At 34.4% G+C, this 19,733-nt stretch carries 13 protein-coding genes; 5 read left to right on the plus strand and 8 right to left on the minus strand.

What is annotated here, in order from left to right; genetic code table 11:
• Positions 1 to 37 precede the first annotated feature (37 nt).
• Both BLT80_RS14235 and BLT80_RS14240 read right to left on the minus strand, forming a co-directional pair.
• Entirely contained in the window at positions 38 to 3,490 is a 3,453-nt protein-coding gene (locus BLT80_RS14235) for a pyruvate carboxylase (protein WP_092469119.1), read from the minus strand.
• A gap of 195 nt (positions 3,491 to 3,685) precedes the next feature.
• The gene (locus BLT80_RS14240; RefSeq protein ID WP_092469121.1) at positions 3,686 to 4,321 is read right to left on the minus strand and encodes an MOSC domain-containing protein; all 636 of its coding nucleotides are present in this window, start codon (positions 4,319 to 4,321) and stop codon (positions 3,686 to 3,688) included.
• A 216-nt stretch (positions 4,322 to 4,537) separates the two neighbouring features.
• On the opposite strand from BLT80_RS14240, the gene BLT80_RS14245 reads away from it, so the two are divergent.
• Positions 4,538 to 8,359 carry a beta strand repeat-containing protein gene (locus tag BLT80_RS14245; RefSeq protein WP_092469123.1) on the plus strand — a complete coding sequence of 1,274 codons (3,822 nt, stop codon included), beginning with the start codon at positions 4,538 to 4,540 and terminating at the stop codon, positions 8,357 to 8,359.
• 66 nt (positions 8,360 to 8,425) lie between these two features.
• Here the strand turns inward: BLT80_RS14245 and BLT80_RS14250 are convergent, their stop codons facing one another.
• The 6 genes from BLT80_RS14250 to BLT80_RS14275 all read right to left on the minus strand — a co-directional run bounded on the left by BLT80_RS14250 (position 8,426) and on the right by BLT80_RS14275 (position 16,517).
• Complete coding sequence (locus BLT80_RS14250) at positions 8,426 to 8,971, minus strand: hypothetical protein (protein ID WP_092469125.1); 546 nt, start codon at positions 8,969 to 8,971, stop codon at positions 8,426 to 8,428.
• Between the two features lie 213 nt (positions 8,972 to 9,184).
• A complete protein-coding gene (locus BLT80_RS14255; protein WP_245710271.1) occupies positions 9,185 to 9,769 on the minus strand; it encodes a Crp/Fnr family transcriptional regulator in 585 nt (194 codons plus the stop codon).
• Between the two features lie 272 nt (positions 9,770 to 10,041).
• Complete coding sequence (locus BLT80_RS14260) at positions 10,042 to 11,364, minus strand: hypothetical protein (RefSeq protein ID WP_092469127.1); 1,323 nt, start codon at positions 11,362 to 11,364, stop codon at positions 10,042 to 10,044.
• 16 nt (positions 11,365 to 11,380) lie between these two features.
• On the minus strand, positions 11,381 to 11,884 hold the full coding sequence (locus BLT80_RS14265) for a hypothetical protein (protein WP_092469129.1): 504 nt from the start codon (positions 11,882 to 11,884) through the stop codon (positions 11,381 to 11,383).
• Between the two features lie 123 nt (positions 11,885 to 12,007).
• Positions 12,008 to 13,918: a molecular chaperone HtpG gene (gene htpG, locus BLT80_RS14270; protein WP_092469131.1), complete on the minus strand. Its 1,911-nt coding sequence runs from the start codon at positions 13,916 to 13,918 to the stop codon at positions 12,008 to 12,010.
• Positions 13,919 to 14,057: 139 nt separating this feature from the next.
• A complete protein-coding gene (locus tag BLT80_RS14275; RefSeq protein WP_092469133.1) occupies positions 14,058 to 16,517 on the minus strand; it encodes a prolyl oligopeptidase family serine peptidase in 2,460 nt (819 codons plus the stop codon).
• Between the two features lie 200 nt (positions 16,518 to 16,717).
• Between BLT80_RS14275 and BLT80_RS14280 the strand changes: the two genes are divergently transcribed.
• From BLT80_RS14280 to BLT80_RS14295, 4 genes are all read left to right on the plus strand, one after another.
• On the plus strand, positions 16,718 to 17,728 hold the full coding sequence (locus tag BLT80_RS14280) for a 3-oxoacyl-ACP synthase III family protein (RefSeq protein WP_092469135.1): 1,011 nt from the start codon (positions 16,718 to 16,720) through the stop codon (positions 17,726 to 17,728).
• A 93-nt stretch (positions 17,729 to 17,821) separates the two neighbouring features.
• Positions 17,822 to 17,950, plus strand: a complete 129-nt coding sequence (locus tag BLT80_RS20415; protein WP_262508036.1) for a hypothetical protein — start codon at positions 17,822 to 17,824, stop codon at positions 17,948 to 17,950.
• A gap of 75 nt (positions 17,951 to 18,025) precedes the next feature.
• Positions 18,026 to 19,324, plus strand: coding sequence for an amidohydrolase family protein (locus BLT80_RS14290; RefSeq protein WP_092469140.1), 1,299 nt, complete (start codon positions 18,026 to 18,028; stop codon positions 19,322 to 19,324).
• 34 nt (positions 19,325 to 19,358) lie between these two features.
• Positions 19,359 to 19,667 (plus strand): hypothetical protein, encoded by a 309-nt coding sequence (locus BLT80_RS14295; RefSeq protein WP_092469142.1) that lies wholly within the window; start codon positions 19,359 to 19,361, stop codon positions 19,665 to 19,667.
• Positions 19,668 to 19,733: the final 66 nt, after the last annotated feature.

Genomic DNA, 19,733 nt, shown 5'->3' on the forward strand with positions numbered 1-19,733 from the left:
CTTGCCAATTTTTAATTTAAACATCATAGTTTGATTCCTATTCCATAGTAACTACCAAATCATCTTGTTTAACCATACTGCCTTCAGATAAGCTTACCGATTTTATTTTTCCAGATTTGTGTGCTGTAACGGTTGTTTCCATTTTCATGGCTTCAATTATAAACAACGGATCGTTTTCTTTAACGGTTGTACCTTTTTTCACTAAAACCTTATATAAAGAACCTTGTAAAGGAGCTCCAATTTGGTTGGTATCTTCTTTATCAATTTTCACATTTTCTACTTTAGTAATATTTGATGACGTATCAAATATTTCAACAAATCGGTTTTCTCCATTCACTTTAAAAAAGACCGTTCTTACCCCTGCATCATTGGGAATACTTACCGAAAGTAATTTTACAATTATTGTTTTTCCTGGCTCAAGTGTAATGTTGGTTTCCTCTTGAAGCTTCATTCCAAAAAAGAAATCTTTGGTTGGTATCAAGGCTATATTTCCGTAAAGTTTATAGTTTTCGTGCGCTTTCTCAAATACCTTTGGATATAACATAAACGATAAGAAATCTTCTATTTCAATAGGTCTTGTAAAGCCTTGTTGGAACTTCTTTTTAAAAGCAGCGAATTCTTTAGTAAAATCTACAGGTGTTAAATGGGCATTTGGTCGGTCTGTATACGCTTCTTTATTTTTTAATATAATTTTTTGAAGTGCTTTAGGAAAGCCTCCAACAGGTTGACCTAAATCTCCTTTAAAGAAATTGATTACCGATTCTGGAAAGGAAATCGTTTCACCACGCTCCATAACATCTTCTGGAGTGAGATTATTGGTCACCATAAAAATAGCCATATCACCAACCACTTTAGAGCTTGGTGTGACTTTGATGAGGTTACCAAACATCATATTAACTTGAGCATACATTTTTTTTACCTCATCAAAGCGGTCTCCAAGACCTAAAGCAATGGCTTGTGGTCGTAAATTTGAATATTGACCACCAGGAATTTCATGTTGATACACCTCAGCTGTTCCTGCTTTTAATCCAGATTCAAAAGGATAGTACATTTCACGTGTATCTTCCCAATAGTTTGAAAATTGATTGAGCGTATTCATATCAAAATCATGTGCGCGTTCTTGACCTTTCATCATTTCAACAACGGCATTAAAATTGGGTTGAGAGGTCAATCCAGATAAGCCTCCAAGCGCTACATCAACCACATCCACTCCAGCCTCAATGGCTTTTAAATATGTTGCCGTTTGTAAGGATGAGGTATCGTGCGTATGTAGTTGAATAGGAATATTTACAGTGTCTTTCAAAGCACCAACTAATTCTGTAGCAGCATACGGTTTTAATAAACCAGCCATATCTTTTATGGCAATCATATGGGCCCCTGCATTTTCTAAATCTTTTGCGAGTTGCGTATAATAGTTGAGATTGTATTTGGTTTGCTTTGGGTCTAAAATGTCTCCTGTATAACTAATGGCAGCTTGGGCAATACCCCCTGTTTTATCACGAACATAATTAATGCTCGGTTCCATAGCTTTCACCCAATTGAGTGAATCGAAAATTCTAAAAATGTCAACTCCATTTTCCCAAGATTTTTCAACAAACTTCTCAATTAAATTATCAGGATAGGCTTTATAGCCTACAGCATTAGAGCCGCGTAATAACATTTGAAATAAAATATTTGGAACCGCTTTACGTAATTCTCTTAAGCGTGTCCAAGGACTTTCGTGTAAAAAGCGGTAACAGACATCAAAAGTAGCCCCACCCCAAACTTCCATACTAAAGGTATTAGGATGATTTTTCGCAAAACTTTCGGCCACTTTTAGCATATCATAACTTCGCATACGTGTTGCTAAAAGCGATTGATGCGCATCGCGCATGGTGGTATCTGTATAATGTATTTTATTGTCGTCTTTTAACCATTGGCAAAAGGCCTCAGGACCTAATTCCGTTAGTAGATCTTTGGTGCCTTTTGGAAATGCCTCAGAACGATTATATTTAGGAACTTTAGCTGTTCTAAAGACTTTGGTTTTATCAATATTTTTGACATCAGAATTACCATTAACAATAACTTCAGCAAGGAAATTAACAGCTTTAGTTGTTCGGTCTTGAGGTAGTTTTATTTCGAATAAAGCTGGAGTATTCTGAATGAAATTCACAGTGACTTTTCCTTGCTTAAACGTTTCATGCTGAATGACATTTTGAAGAAAATGAATGTTAGTTTTTACACCTCTAATTCTAAATTCTTTTAACGCACGTGTCATTTTCCGAACCGCTCCATCGAGTGTTCTACCATGTGCAGACACTTTTACAAGCATAGAATCGAAAAACGGACTCACGTTATACCCTTGATAAATACTACCAGCATCTAAACGAATTCCCATTCCGGAAGCACTTCGGTAAGTGGTAATATTTCCGTAATCTGGTGTAAAATTGTTTTCAGGATCTTCGGTTGTTAATCGACATTGCAAAGCAAAACCATAGGTTTGTAGGGACTCTTGCTCGTATATTTTTATTTGTTGATCCGATAATTTGTAACCACCAGCAATGAATATTTGAGTTTTTACTAAATCGATTCCTGTCACCATTTCGGTAACTGTATGCTCGACTTGAATTCTTGGATTGACTTCAATAAAATAGATATTGTCTTGCTGATCTACTAAAAATTCAACTGTACCAATATTGTTATAATTAACTTCGGAAGTAATAGCGACAGCATATCTGTACAAAGCATCTTTTACCTTTTGAGAAATGTTATAAGATGGAGCGATTTCAACTACTTTTTGATGTCGTCGTTGTACGGAACAATCACGCTCAAATAAATGACGAATATTGCCATGTCTGTCGGCTACAATCTGTACTTCAATATGCTTTGGGTTTTCAACATACTTCTCTAAAAACATGGTGTCATCACCAAATGCATTTAAAGATTCGTTTTTGGCAGAATCAAAATGTTGCTCTAAATCTTTATCATTCCTAACCACACGCATACCGCGTCCACCTCCTCCAGAAGCAGCTTTTAGCATTAAAGGATAACCAATGGCATTGGCTTCAGAAAGTGCAATTTTTAGTGAGCTTAAGCTTTTCTTGTTGCTTTCAATAATAGGAACATTACATTTTACAGCGATTTTCTTAGCTGTAATTTTATCACCCAAAGCATCCATAACTTCAGGATCTGGACCAATAAAAATAATATCGTTTTCTGCGCATCGTCTGGCAAACTCTGAGTTTTCAGATAAGAAACCATAACCAGGATGAATAGCATCTACATTTTTTTCTTTAGCTAAAGCCACAATTTCTTCAATATCCAAATACGGTTTTAATGGATCATTGTCTTCACCAATTTGGTAAGATTCGTCAGCTTTATTTCTATGTTGCGAATACCGATCTTCATAAGTATAAATAGCAACCGTTGCTATATTAAGTTCCGCACATGCGCGTAGAATACGGATGGCAATTTCACTACGATTGGCAACTAGAATTTTTTTGATTTTCATGACTGGTAGAATGTTTTTATTTGATTTATTTTGAGTCGTCGCAAAGATATTAAAAGATTAACTACAACGTTTGCGTAAAAAGGATATTATTTAATAATATTCTGCTTTTTAGGTACTTATAATAAAATAAAGATAATAGAGTGAATTAGCTTAAATCTAGTGCGTTTTGAAGATTTAAGTGCTTGTAGAAGGGGGTTATCGTGCAAAGAACGTTAAGCGTTTTCTAAAGCGTTTTGGTAAGGCATCATTATCTAGAAGTAAGTTGATATGCGCTATATTTTTGTTTTCGGCGTAGAGTAATTCAAACAGTTGAAAAATAGAAATACTATCTTTTCCACGTTCTAGTAATTCAAATGTATCTCCAATTTTGACCTCTCCTTCTTTTAAAACTTTTACATAAGTTCCAGAATAACCATGTGTAATAAATTGTTGTAAAACAGTATCTGAACCAAACTTATGCGCAAATTTAAAGCAGGGTTCTCTAGGTTGCGTTATTTGAACTAAAGCATTACCCAATTTATAAATGTCACCAATAAAAAGTTGCTTTTCATCTAAATTTTCAACGGTTAGATTTTCACCTAACATACCATAAGTCCAATCTAGATTAGGGTATAAATCTTGCCAATAGGGATACTGATTTGTAGAAAATAAGTAACACGCTTTAAACTCGCCACCATGCACTTTTCGATCCGAAACCTCGTCACCTTTGACATCGGATTGACCTAAGTAAATAGGATGCTCAGTTGGTATTTTGTAAATGCCTGTGGTGATCTCTTCTCCATTCCAGACGAAGGTAGTGGGTTGTGCTATGTTGGTTGAAATTATTTTCATTTACTAAAAGTATAAAAAAATAGTACAACTAAGGGGTTTTATAATTTGTAATGATTTTAAGAATTCACTCGACTTGAAGTTCAATTTTAATTATTAAAAATGTTAAAGAAATGTTAAAGAGATTGTTTTTTAAAACCCACCCTTAAATTTTCTCGTAGGTATTTGTGCTTTCCAAAGTGGCAAAGCAATTAACCATTTTATCAAATACTAATCAACATGAAAAACAAAATTACTTTTGTTATTGCAGCAGCAATGACATTATTTATTTCGACAAGTGCATTTGCCCAGCTAGTGACTAGCGGAGCAGATGATGGAACAGACGGAACATTACGAAATGAAATCGCAGACACACCAATTGGTGGCGTAATAACTTTTGACACATCAGTGACTACGATAACTTTAAATAGCGAACTTCTAATTGATAAAGATTTAATAATTAGTGGGAATTCTATAACACCATTAACTATTGATGCTAATAATAATGGTAGAATATTTAATATCACGGCAGGTTTAGTCGTATTAAACGACTTAATGCTAATCAACGGTCGTGATGTTGATGGTGGTGCCATTTATATGACAAACGCAGTTGTAACTATTAACAATTCAACAATATCAGGGAATACAGCTAATGGAGCTTCAGGTTCAGGTGGTGGAATTTTTAATGCTATTGGAGGTGTTTTAGTGGTTAATAATTCTGAAATTTCAAATAATACAGCGAATAGAGCAGGTGGTGGTATAGAGGATAATTCTGGTGCAGGATTATCAATCACATTATTAAATGTGAACTTAGATAATAACAATGCAGGTGTATCGCCTGCAACAGCAGCTCCCGGAAACGGAGGTGGATTACACATTACAGGAGCCGGAAGTGCTATTGTTAGCGGAGGTACTGTTAATGGAAATGTCGCTGGTAAAGAAGGTGGTGGATTATGGAATGGTAGTGGTGTTTTAGATGTAATTGATGTCATGATAACAGGAAACTCTGCAGTAGGAGATGCTACTGGTGGAGGTGCTATTTTTAATAATGGTAACGGTACAATTAATATTAGCGCAGGAACAACCATAGTAGGTAACATTGCGAGTGGAGCAACTCCAGGAGGACGTGGAGGTGCTATTTTTAATAATACTGGTGGAATTTTAAACCTAGCAAATGGATTAGTAATTACAGGAAACTATGCAAGTAGAGCAGGTGGAGCGATTGAAGATAGTTCAAACGGCACTTTAATTTTATCGGGTGTTACACTTACAGGAAATGCTGCAGGTGTAGACATTGGATTAGGAAATACAATTACACCAAACCCAGGAAATGGTGGTGCTGTACATTTATCTGGTACAACCAATGCAACAATTTCGGGTTTTTCAACAGTTTCAAATAATTATGCGGCTAAAGAAGGTGGTGGACTATGGAACAATTTAGGAACCATGGATGTAAGCTTAGCCTTTTTGGATGCTAATATAGCTTCAGGTAATGATGCTGATGATGGTGGTGGAGCTATATTTAATAATGGAGGAACTTTAGTTGTTGGTAATGCAGCAGCAATAACAAATAATATTGCAAATGGAACTTCAGGTTCTGGTGGTGGAATTTTAAGTACAGATGGTGCTGTTACAATTACAGATGCTGTTTTGGCTTTTAATCAATCTAACCGCGCAGGTGGAGCTATTGAGATTATAGACGGTTCTATTGATTTCTCAGGAAACTACAATGTTAGTGGTAATAATACAGGTGTTTCACCAGCGATTGCTAGTCCAGGTAATGGAGGAGGACTTCATATTAGTGGATCAGGAACAGCAACACTAACAGGAGGTACAATGAGTGATAATGTGGCTGCTAGAGAAGGTGGAGCTTTATGGAACAGTACAGCTACAATGACTGTAGATGGAGTATTAATTAGCGGGAATGTGGCAAGTGGACCAGCAGCAGATGATGGTGGTGCCGGAATTTTTAATAACGGAGGAACATTAATCGTTCAAAACAACACAACAATAAGCAATAATATAGCCGATGGAGCTTCTGGCTCTGGTGGCGGAATATTAACTATTGGTGGTGATGTTACTGTAACAAATTCTACAGTTACAATGAATCAGGCCAATAGAGCTGGTGGAGGAATTGAACACGCAGGTGGCACTTTAAATCTTATAAACACAACCTTAGATATGAATAATGCAGGAGTTTCTCCAGCAATGGCTGCACCAGGATCTGGTGGTGGACTTCATGTATCTGGTGCTGCGACAACAAACATTACAGGTGGTACAACTAACAACAATATTGCCGCTAATGAAGGTGGTGGTTTATGGAATGGTTCAGGAGTAATGACTATTGTAAATCATATCGTAGATGGAAATACAGCTTCAGGAAATGACGCTACTACAGCAGGTGCTGCTGGTGGAGGTGGAATTTATAATGAAGGAGGAACACTTGATCTTTCAGGAACAACTGAAATCACGAATAATATAGCTGATGGAGCGCAATCTACAGGTGGTGGAATTTTAAACGCAGCAGGTACTTTAATGGCGAACGGAATTACAATTGCTTTTAATGAATCTAATAGAGCTGGTGGTGGAATTGAAACTAATGGAAGTGGACCAGTATTATTGACTGATGTAAGCTTGGATAATAATATAACAGGAGTTGTAACAGGAACAGGTGCACCTGGAAATGGTGGTGGACTTCATGTAAGTGGAGATAGCACTGTTGATATTGCTGGTGGAACTGTAAATGGAAATAGTGCAGCGCTTGAAGGTGGTGGATTATGGAATGGTTCTGGTATAATGACAACAGATAATGTTCTTGTGGATTCTAATATGGCTTTAGGTGCTGCAGCTGATGATGGTGGTGCAGGAATCTTCAATAATGGAGGAACGTTAAATATTACAAATGGTAGTATAATTTCTAATAATATGGCAACAGGAGCTTCTGCATCTGGTGGTGGATTATTAAGTACGGCTGGAGATGTTACTGTCATGGATTCTACATTCGATGGTAATGCAGCTAACAGAGCAGGTGGTGCTATTGAACTTATTGATGGTAACTTAATGTTTTCAAATTCAATAATGTCTAATAATGATGTTGATGGCTTAGCAGGAACTGCTGCACCAGGAAATGGTGGTGGCTTTCACGTTACAGGAATGTTAGGAATGATTACAATTTCTACAAGTACAATTACAGGAAATGCTGCTGCTAATGAAGGTGGTGGATTGTGGAATCAAGGAGGAACGATGATGACCGTTTCTATGTCTACAATAGATAATAATACAGCTGCTGAAGGTGGTGGAATTTATAATAACACGGGGTCAATGACTTCGGTTATGACGAGTACAATTTCTGGTAACTCAGCATCAGTTTCTGGTGGTGGATTAACAAATAACGGAGCGATTTTAGATCTTAATGCGGTAACTGTAGCAATGAATACGTCCGCCGGAATTGGTGGAGGTATTGATGCCGTTAATACTGTTACTTTAAAAAATACGATTGTAGCTTTAAACACTGCAGTTACAGGAACAGACGTATCAGGAATGCTAACATCAAATGATTTTAATTTAATTGGATCAGATGATTTATCAGTATTTACAACTCAAACGAATGATATCGAAGGAGTAGATCCTTTATTAGGACCGTTACAAGATAATGGAGGTGTTACATTAACACACCTGTTATTAACTAATTCACCTGCTTATGATGCTGGTGATGCAGCGGATATGTTTGTAGATCAAATTGGTCAGGTTGTATTTGGAGGAGCAAGAGATATAGGATCTGTAGAAGCACAAGTCGCTTTATCAGTTGATGATTTTAATGCTGCTTCAGTTTTAAATCTTTATCCAAATCCAACAAAAGGACAATTTAATATTGTGATAGATAATTCTGTTTCTGGTGAAATAAAAGCTGAGGTTACTGCGTTATCTGGAAGAATAGTAAAGCAAGTTAAGATAGTGAATGGAACAAATTCCGTAGACATTAGAGGGATGTCTGCTGGAGTTTATATTGTTAATGTATTTACAGAACAAGGAAGAGTATCACATAAGTTGATTTTGGATTAATAGTTAGTAATTACTTAATAATTGAAAAGACCATCGAAAGATGGTCTTTTTTTGTTTTTACTATTTTTATTTGAGCGCTAACCAAAACGGTAACAAATTCTTTTTAAGTTTTTGGAAGGCTTCAGGCAAATCAGTTAAAGGTTCCTCGGTAAAGGTGAAAGGTTTATCGTCTTCAAAATTCCAATAGGGTTCTTCTAATGTACCATCGGTAGATGTTGTGTGTGATTTTGGGAAATTCATCATGGAGAACTTTCCGTTATTGTTTTTTTCGATACCAAAGACTTTTAAATCTTTTAAGGTCGAATAAGTTAGACTTAGTTTTAAATTAAGCGATTTTTTATCATCAGATTTGTAGAATGTCTTCTCTTTTATAGGGAAGTTTTCAAGTTCAGGTCTCCATGAATGATTAGGATGTACGATTATTGACAATTCATTTTGAATATTTAAACTATCACTTTCAGTTTTAATAAAAGTCATTAAGTTTTCTTGTACGATTACAATAGTTTTTTCTTCAGGATTTATAGTAACTGTTGTTTTTTCTGAAATTATGTTACTTTGATGAACACCGAAAAAAGTACCTACAACAAAGAATAGTATTTTTATTTCTTCCATAGGCTAATTTAAATAAAAAATTATTTCTTATTTATCCGTTTTAAGAATTTAAATTAGGTGTAATAAAAAAGCGCAAGTTGTACAACTTGCGCTTTTTAGCTATTAATCCTTAGGGAAAAAATTTAGTACAATTAGTTAGGGGTTTGTACAACCACAAATTTATAAGGTTCAATACTTATAAAAATTGATGTATGTTAAGAAATGATGAAAAACCTAAGAATTATATAATTCTTTTCTTATGCGACTTAAACTTTCATTAGTAATACCTATATAAGAGGCTATATGATAATTCTTCAATTTTTTCTCAATATTATTATGAGTATCAAGAAAATCGAGGTAGCGTTCTTTGGCAGATTGTGATAAACTAACTACCATTCTTTTTTGAAAAGCGGCGAATGCACTCTCGAGTTTTTTTCGCATAAAGGTTTCGATTTGAGGAACTTCATTGTATACATATTCTTTATCAGTGCTTGAAAGTGCGTAAAGTGTAGCATCTTCAATAACTTCGAGGTTCATAATGGCCTTTGAAGTAGAAGTATAAGCTGTAAAATCGGTGATCCACCAATCCTTTATCCCAAATTGAATCGTATGCTCTTTTCCTGAGCTGTCCCTATGAAACGTTCTTAAACAACCATCATAAATATAAAACATGTTTTCAACATTATCATTCGCTTTAAAAATAAAACTTCCTTTTTTAAATTCCATTTTCATTAATACGCTTGAAATTATTAGAAGCTCTTCATCTGAAAATGAGAGTCCTTTAAATATTTCCTTTATGATAGATGGGTTGTTTTGCACTTAAAAATCTAGTTGGTGTTGTTAATGTATGTAAATACTTTTGAGGGTGTGACTTTAATCCGACACTCTAATTAAAAAAATGTTGATTTGCTTTTTTGTGTAAGAAAAAACCACTTTGAATTCACAAAGTGGTTTTAGTCTTGACTCTTGACTCTTAGCTCTAAAAGCGAAGCGTCTTTAATCTACTTAATCATCTCGTAACTACGCTTAATAAAGTTCGTTAACTCTTCACCTTTTAAAAGGCCTTGAGATATATACGTTAAAAATCTTATTTAATTGCAATTACCGTTGATAATATCTTCTTCAGTAGGGTTTATAGCATTGAATTCTACTCCATACGTTCCTATAGAGCCGTTAGTGAAAAGATTGTTTAAAGCACAAAAATCAGCTAAATTTGGATTATAGTTAATTTGAATAGTATTTGAGGTGCTTAGTGATTCTAAGCCATTTAAACTTGTGATGTATTCATTTTGATTCAATTTTAAAATGCCTAAATAAGTTAAAGAATTGAGACCTTCTAAACTGGTAACATTAGATTGAAATAGTTCTAGTAAAGCTATGTTTGTAACATTTTGAAACGCAGTTAGATTATTTAAACTAGTATTATACCCTATGTCAACTGTGCTAATATCTACTATGTTTTCAAAAATAGGTAGTGCTGTTAAACTGTTATTACCTTCAATAATGATACCTTTAAGAGTTTCTAAATTTTTAATAGCTTCAACATTTGAAAGTAAAGGATTAAAATATAACCCTACGTAAGGAACGAATGTAGTAGATTCTAAGCCGTTTAGATTATTTAAAATAGGGTTTTGGCGAATAATAATTGTGCCAGCAGCATTAAGATTATCTAAACCTGAAAGTGTTGTTAAGTTGTCATTACTTTCTATTCTAAAAACTGAACTAATTTCTGTTAGGTTATTAACTCCTTGAAAATTATTTAATAAATGATTATTGGAAACATTAAAATCACCTCTAATTCGTTCTAACTTATTTAGTCCTTCAAAATTTAGTAATTGTGTATTGGTTACGTTTAGACCACTAACAGAATACAGATCTGATAAAGGAGATAAATCGGTTATATTTCCACTTAGCTCTAAATTTCCAGTTATTGTATTATAACCTTCACTACCAAACGCATTTACTTCTTCTTGGTTATTTAACTCTATTGCTCCGTGGGTTTTGTTTCCAAGATTATTAAATGAGATTTCATTACCATACCCAATGCCATTTGGATTAATTGCATATGAATTCACATAAATTGTAATATTATCTTCCGGCAAATTTTCTAAGGTCATATAATAATCTGCTGAGACATCCCAAGGAAGTAGAATTCTTGATGTGTTATTATCGTATGTTAAGCCTGGTTCGTAACCGACAATTAAACCAACTTCAAATATATCAGCGTTATGTTGATTAGTGACGCTAAACCCTAGTTTCACAGATATAGGTTTAATATCCGATGCTTCGTAGGTCACTAATTCTGGAAAAATTAGTACTGGCTCAATTATTTCTTCTGGTTCTACTTTGTCTTTACCGCAGGAATGTAATGTGATAATTGCGATAAAAAAAACAATTATTTTATAGGACTTCATAGCTAAAATTTAAAGGTTAGACTCTGTAAAATAATATCATGTACCAGTATTCTTGTCCCTCTACTACTGTTTTAAATCTTATACCAATATTAGGACCATTTGAAACACTTCCTTCTGAACTATAAGTGGCATCATAAATATTGAATCCTCTAAATGTACCATTAAAATTAAGCTCACCTCCGAAACCTGCTGCGGAATAGCGAGTTTCAATCCAATTACCAGTTATGATTTCAAAATCTGTACAATCATTGTCACTATTGTAGTTGTAATCTGTAAATTCAAAAGTTTCATTAGATTTAAATTTTAGCGTGCATAATAAATCGCATCCTGTTATTCCTACTGGATGGCCTGTACCATTAGTCCAAGAAGTATTTAACGTAACTAATTCGTAGTCTCCAACAGCGGTTGATGGCCCTTGTCCAGCATGGTAGACGTCCTTTGGCTTTGAACAACTGCATGTTATAAATCCAAAGATTAATATGTAAATAAAGCTTTTAAGTGATGATAATTTAGTAATCATTGATTTAGGTGTTTGTGAGAATTAATTTACTAATATAGAAAAAAAAACCACTTTGAATTAACAAAGTGGTTTTAAATTAAAGAGATTGCCACGTCTTGCGTCCTCGCAATGACATATCCAATATTATTTAATCATCTCATAACTACGCTTAATAAAGTTCGTCAACTCTTCTCCTTTTAAAAGGCCTTGAGATAAACGTGCTAAATCTAAACTTTGCGTAATTAAACGTTCTTGTTTCTTTTTGGTTTTAGTTTCTAAAATTTCACTAACCAAAGGAGAGTTGGTGTTTACGATAAGATTGTACATCTCTGGCATATTACCAAACATCTGCATTCCGCCGCCACCAGTCTGTTGCATCTCTTTCATACGACGCATAAATTCTGGTTGCGTAATAATAAATGGAGACGAATCGCTATCCATAGCTTCCAACTGTACAGCGAACTTTTCAGAAGGTATTACTTCTTTTAAGATGGTATCTAATTCTGTTTGTTGCTCTTCTGATAATTTAGAAATTGCAGTTTCGTCTTTCTTGATTAAATTATCAATATGATCACCGTCAACTCTAGCAAAAGAAACATTTTCTTTAGTAGATTCTAACTTCTGAATTAAATGCGGTACGATAGGTGAATCTAATAGTAATACTTCATAACCTTTCGCTTTTGCAGCTTCAATGTAGCTGTGTTGCTGGTCTTTATTAGAAGCGTAAAGAATAACTAACTTACCATCTTTATCGGTTTGCGCTGCTTTTGTTTTGTTGAAAAGCTCTTCATATGTATAAAATTTACCATCAACTGTTGGGTATAAGGCAAAAGCGTCAGCTTTTTCGAAGAATTTCTCTTCAGAAAGCATTCCGTATTCAATTACGATTTTAATATCATCCCATTTTGCTTCAAAATCTTCACGATTCGCGTTGAATAATGATTTCAACTTATCTGCTACTTTACGCGTGATGTAAGATGAAATTTTCTTCACAGCTCCATCCGCTTGTAAATACGAACGTGATACGTTTAATGGAATATCTGGAGAGTCAATAACACCACGTAACATGGTTAAGAATTCAGGAACAATTCCTTCAACATTATCCGTTACATAAACTTGGTTTTGGTATAACTGAATCTTATCCTTTTGCATGTTCATATCGTTCGTCATCTTCGGGAAATATAAAATTCCTGTTAAGTTGAACGGATAATCTACATTAAGGTGAATGTTAAATAAAGGCTCTTCAAATTGCATTGGATACAATTCTCTGTAGAAGCTTTTATAATCTTCATCTTCTAATTCCGTTGGTTGTTTTGTCCAAGCCGGATTAGGGTTATTGATAATGTTATCTACAGTAATCTTTTTATGTGGCTCAGTCGTTTCTTTTCCTTCTGCATCAGTAGTCGTTGCAGGAGTAAATTCTGGATCGTTTATTTCCTTAGTTCCAAATTTAATTGGAATAGGCATAAACTTGTTGTACTTATTAAGTAAAGCACTGATTCTTGCTTCTTCTAAAAATTCAGTAGAATCTTCTGCAATATGAAGAATAATTTCTGTTCCTCTGTCTGCTTTATCAGAAGGCTCTAGTGTAAATTCAGGAGACCCATCACAAGTCCAATGTGCAGCATCTGCACCAGTATGCGACTTGGTAATAATTTCAACTTTTTCTGCCACCATAAAAGCTGAGTAGAACCCAAGACCAAAATGTCCAATAATTCCTGAATCTTTTGCAGAATCTTTATACTTGTCTAAGAATTCTTCAGCACCAGAAAAGGCCACTTGGTTAATGTATTTTTCAACCTCTTCGGCTGTCATCCCTAAACCTTGATCAATGATGTGAAGTTTTTTACCTTCTTTATCAATCTTTACTTCGATAATAGGATTTCCATAGTCAGATTTAGATTCACCTATACTTGTAAGGTGTTTTAATTTTAGCGTGGCATCTGTACCATTACTAATAAGCTCACGTAAAAAGATTTCGTGATCGCTGTATAAGAACTTTTTAATTAACGGAAAGATATTCTCTACCGATACATTAATACTTCCTTTTGTCATGATATATAGTTTTTTGTATTATTAATTTGAATGATTAGTTATAGTCAAATAAAATACCAAGAAAATATTTGTGACAAGATGACATAAAAAAAACCATTCGTTTTACGGAATGGCTTTCAAATTAAAATATATGAGATACTTAATCCTTTATCTGTTTTTCTTCTTTTTCAGTGTTAATTGCTTCCGCTTTTTCAACTCTGTTTTTTACATGTTTTTCTAACCACTGATCTTGTTCCCAAAGCATGTGCATAATAGATTCTTTAGCTCTATAGCCATGACTCTCTTTTGGTAACATCACTAATCTTACTGGTGCGCCTAAACCTTTTAAGGCATTAAAATAACGCTCACTTTGTAATGGATAAGTACCCGAGTTATTATCCGCAACTCCATGTATTAAAAGTAAAGGAGTTTTCATTTTGTCTGCATGCATAAAAGGCGACATATTGTAATACACCTCTGGCGCATCCCAATAGCTACGCTCTTCACTTTGAAATCCAAAAGGGGTTAAGGTTCTGTTATAAGCACCACTTCTCGCAATACCTGCAGCAAATAAGTTGGAATGAGATAATAAATTAGCCGTCATAAATGCACCATAACTATGGCCACCAACGGCTACTTTTTTTCTGTCAATATAACCGAGGTCATCAACGGCATCAATCGCCGCTTTTCCATTGGCGACTAATTGTGTTCTAAATGAATCATTAGGTTCTTCTTCGCCTTCACCAACAATCGGGAAAGCCGCATCATCTAAAACGACATAGCCTTTAGTAACCCAGTAGATTGGTGAACCCCAATATGGATATACAAATTCGTTAGGGTTTGCTGTACTTTGCGCAGCACTTGCTTTGTCTTTAAATTCACGTGGATAAGCCCACAAAATCATTGGGTACTTTTTTCCTTCTTCGTAATTTAATGGCAAATAGAGTGTGCCTTCTAAATCCAATCCATCATCACGTTTATAATTAATGACACGTTTGTTAACGTTTTCAAGGCTTTTAAAAGGATTTTCAAAAGTAGTAATTGCTGTTAAATCATTTTTTTTGTTGATGTTTCTAATATAATAATTAGGGTATTCTGTTTTAGATTCAATTCTAACCAAAATCTCACCTTTTTTCATGTCGATTGCTGAATTTAAGCTTTCGAGTTTATCGGTATATGGAGATTGGTATAGGCGTTTCGTTTTATTCGTTTTTAGATTGTATTCATCTATAAATGGAAATTGTCCTTCTTTAGAATACCCATCTCCCATTAGGAATAACTTATCGCCATTCATTGTTAATGTATATTGACCGAATTCATTTTTAGAACTCACAAAATTCCCTGGATCACTATAAACATCTTGATAACTGCGGTCTGTAATAATTTTAGGTTCCGATTTAGAATTTGAAGGATTAAAAATATAGGTTTTGGTGTTTCGAGTATTCCACCAGTAATCATAAGCGACTGCAGTAGTTTCAGTTGCCCAACTGACACCTCCAAAACGTTGTTTTGTTTTTATTAAAAGTTTAGACTTACCATTAAATGGGGCTTCAACTTGGTAAAGCGCATCTCTATAATCAACTTCAACTTCAGGGTCTCCTTGATCTAGAGCTTCTACCCAAACTAAAGTAGACGGTTGGTCACCTCTCCAATTTAAGTTTCTTTTTCCGGTTCGCGTAGACATAAATCCTTTTGGTCTTACTTCATCTAAGGGCACCTCGTTTACCGTTTTAACCTTCTGTCCCGTTGTAGTGTAAATTGTACTTTCATTTGGAAATCTAGAGTAGGTTACTAAATATGAAAATGGTCTTTTTATCGTTGTGATCATAATGTATTCTCCATCTGGTGAAAAATCAATACCACGATACATATCGGCTCCTAAAAAGCTGTCTATTTTGCCATTAATTGAAACTTTTTTGATTTCTGAACGTGCGAGTTGTTCGAAATTAAATTCATCATTAGGGGTTTTTAATAAATCTTGATAGGTTCTATTTTGTGCTTTTTCACCATCACTTTCAGAAATAGTTGGTCCAGATGGTACAGCAATATCGGTATCTATTAATGGTTTTCTATCGCTTGGTAACATTTTTACTAATAAATTTTGGTTGTCATTAAACCAATTTAGTGTACTTCCCATATTGGCATTAATAGTAGCATCAGTAAGTTTGTTTGCTTTAGCTTCGGCGATATGTAATACCCAAACTTCTACGCCTGTTGCTGTAGTGTTAAGGCACGCTATCATAGATTCATCCGGCGACCAACTAAAGTTAGATAACCTTGCATCTTCAGGTAAGCCTGAAACTTGTTTTGCTTCTTTGTCTGATGTTTTTTTGACTTTTAAATTGGTGTAATACGTCGTTCTACTACCAATATTTGTTACCGGGTTTATACGTAGACCAGCCAATCGTAATTCTGTTTCAGATAGCTCTGCAATAGATTTATATTGATTACGATAGAGTAACACAATATTCTCGCCTTTACTGTCAATCTGTACACCAGGAGCCAAATCGACATCAGCTAATTCTAAAATTTCATCAGAAGGTTGCTGATAGGTTAAGCTTTGTTGGGCATAACTATTTAGAAAGAATAGAAATGCAAAAAAATGGATTAATTTTTTCATGTTTTTGTTTTGATTGGTTAAAGGTCTTAATATAGTTAAAATTGAAATCCCTAACTATGAGCCAATTGTTAAAATTACAGATTATACTATGCGTGCATAACGAATGTAAATTCTAATAAAAATAAATTGTATCTTATATCTTAAATTGCTGAACTAAATAATAAGTTTTCCGAGGTCTCGGAAACGAAAATAAATTTTCGATGTACAATTCAAAAATAATAGGCTTAGGTAAATATGTGCCAGACAATGTTGTAACCAATGATGATTTATCTAAACTCATGGATACTAATGACGAATGGATCCAAGAACGCACAGGTATAAAAGAGCGTCGTTGGGTAAAAAAGGGTAGTGGAGATACTACAGCAACCATGGGAGTGAAAGCTGCTAAAACTGCTATTGAACGTGCAGGTATTGATAAAGATGACATCGACTTTATTATTTTTGCAACCTTGAGTCCTGATATGTATTTTCCTGGTCCAGGGGTACAAGTACAACATGCTTTAGATATTAAAACGGTTGGAGCGCTAGATGTGCGTAATCAATGTTCTGGTTTTGTATATGCCATGTCTGTAGCCGATAATTTTATTAAAACAGGAATGTATAAAAACATCCTAGTCATAGGTAGTGAATTGCATTCTTTTGGTTTAGATAAAACGACTAGAGGTCGTGGAGTTTCTGTGATTTTTGGTGATGGAGCAGGGGCTGCCATTTTAACTAGAGAAGATGATAACTCAAAAGGAATTTTATCGACACATTTACATTCGCAAGGAGAACATGCAGAAGAATTAGTCTTAATTGCACCAGGAATGGGGAAGCGTTGGGTCAGTGATATTTTAGAAGATAACGATCCTAATGACGAAAGTTATTTTCCGCACATGAATGGCCAATTTGTATTTAAAAATGCAGTGGTTCGTTTTAGCGAAGTCATTATGGAAGGCCTAATGAAAAACAACTTGAAAGTTGAAGACATTGATATGTTGGTTCCTCACCAAGCAAATCTTCGTATTTCACAATTTATACAGCGCAAGTTTAAGTTGAACGATGACCAAGTATTTAATAATATACAGAAATACGGAAATACAACTGCAGCCTCTATCCCCATTGCATTAACTGAGGCTTGGGAAGAAGGTAAAATAAAAGAAGGAGATACCGTTGTTTTAGCTGCTTTTGGTAGTGGATTTACTTGGGGAAGTGTGATAATTAAGTGGTAAACAAATCCCTTTGAAAAAAGGGATCTCATGCAGTTTATTGAGTTCTTTGAACTAACCTACCCAATTTATTATCAAATAAACATTGCATCAACGATGAAAAACAGCCTAGGATTAGTCGGATTCATTGCCATATTATTTTTAACCTTTGGAATCACGTATTTAGATTTTGATAATCTAGATTTCGGTGATAATTATAAAGCTTACTTGAAGAGTATATTATAGAATAGTAAGAATGATTTTTCATATGCTCAAAAGAATAACTATATGATTAATTACAGTAACTAAACCATACGCACCATGCACAAACTATTCGTTTTTCTACTATTTATTTTGTGCTTATCAGAAAGTGCATTCGCGCAACAGAATGACACTTATATTAAAGCCGGACTTTTATACGACAGCGAACAAAATGCATTACTAAAGAATAAAGTCATTCATGTTAAAGGCAATACAATCATATCTATTGGTGCTTTTAATTCCATTCCCGAGAATGCCGAAATTATAGATTTAACTGAATATACTGTACTTCCTGGTTTAATAGACGCGCATACACATGTGCTTTTTTCTCAAGATGCAAGCGAAGATTTTTCAGAACATAGCATTCATTCGCTCACTATGGAAAGTGATGCCATAAGAACACTTAGAGGTTCAAAACGCGCGAAATCTTATTTGGATGTTGGAATTACAAGTGTGAAAGATCTTGGTAATTCAGGACTTTTTCTAGATGTAGCGTTGCGTGATGCCATTAATGAAGGGACTATTGATGGCCCACGTATTTTTGCGTCAGGACCAATTATGGCTGCTACAGGTGGTCAAGTTTATGGTGTATCTCCAAAACATCAAAACCTTATAGATTTAGAATACCGTATTATAAATGGAGTAGAAGATGCTAAAATTGCGGTTAGAGAACACGTGAATCAAAAAGTAGATGTTATTAAGATTTGTGCAGATAATATCCCCAATAATACACATTTATCTATTGCAGAGATGAAAGCTATTGTAGAAACTGCCAAAACGTACACTCTTTCTGTTGTAGCGCATTCAATTACAAATCAATCTGCATGGAATGCCATACAAGCAGGTGTAGATGGCATTGAGCATGGATTTAAATTAGCAGATTCTACATTAACCTTAATGGCTAAGAAAAAGGTATTCTTGGTACCAACCGAAAACAGTAGAACCTATATGAACACGTATGGTAAACTTGCGGGTTATGACAGCAATGATTTAGGTTGGATAGATAATTATTTAGATAGAATGACTAAGAGACTCAATAGAGCGATTCAAAAAGGGGTGACAATTGTAGCAGGTTCTGATAATTATACAGATATCAGAGGTACTCGAGGTGAATCGTCAAGAGATATGTTTCGTGTGTATTTTGAAGCAGGAATGAAGCCTTTAGATATTTTACAATCGGCGACTTATATCTCTGCGCTAAATTTAAATAAGCAAAATGAAATAGGAGTCCTTAAGTCTGGTGCAAAAGCGGATATTATTGCGATCAAAGGACATATAACTACCGATTTTATAAACACAATAGAACAGATAGTATTTGTGATGAAAGATGGGAACGTTTATTTAAGTAACCCGAAGTAAATGGTTTTTACTTTAGAGTATTTGTACAAGAAGAATGAGGTACGTTAGCAATTTTTTTAAAGTAATTTTATTTTTTTGCTTTACACTTTTTGTAATTGGTTGTAAAAATTATTACAATGAAACCATAAAATGGATTGATAATATCGAACCTCATACCAATATTGAAATTGTAAAAGAGAGTCAACCAGAATTTGTCCGAATAGATTGGGGATATCCTGAAAAAAAAGACAATGAGAATTGGTATTATATTCAAGAAATAAATGGCAGCTACGATGTGTTAAGGATGTCACATATACTGGTTTTTATAGATAATGAGTTTGACAGAAGAGAATCTCATAAATAGGTTATTTAATAATTAGCGATAATTATATTTAACAAACTTTAAAACTAAAAAAGCCCAAACAAAAAT

Source organism: Winogradskyella thalassocola (genome assembly GCF_900099995.1).
In the GTDB taxonomy this organism is placed as follows: domain Bacteria; phylum Bacteroidota; class Bacteroidia; order Flavobacteriales; family Flavobacteriaceae; genus Winogradskyella; species Winogradskyella thalassocola.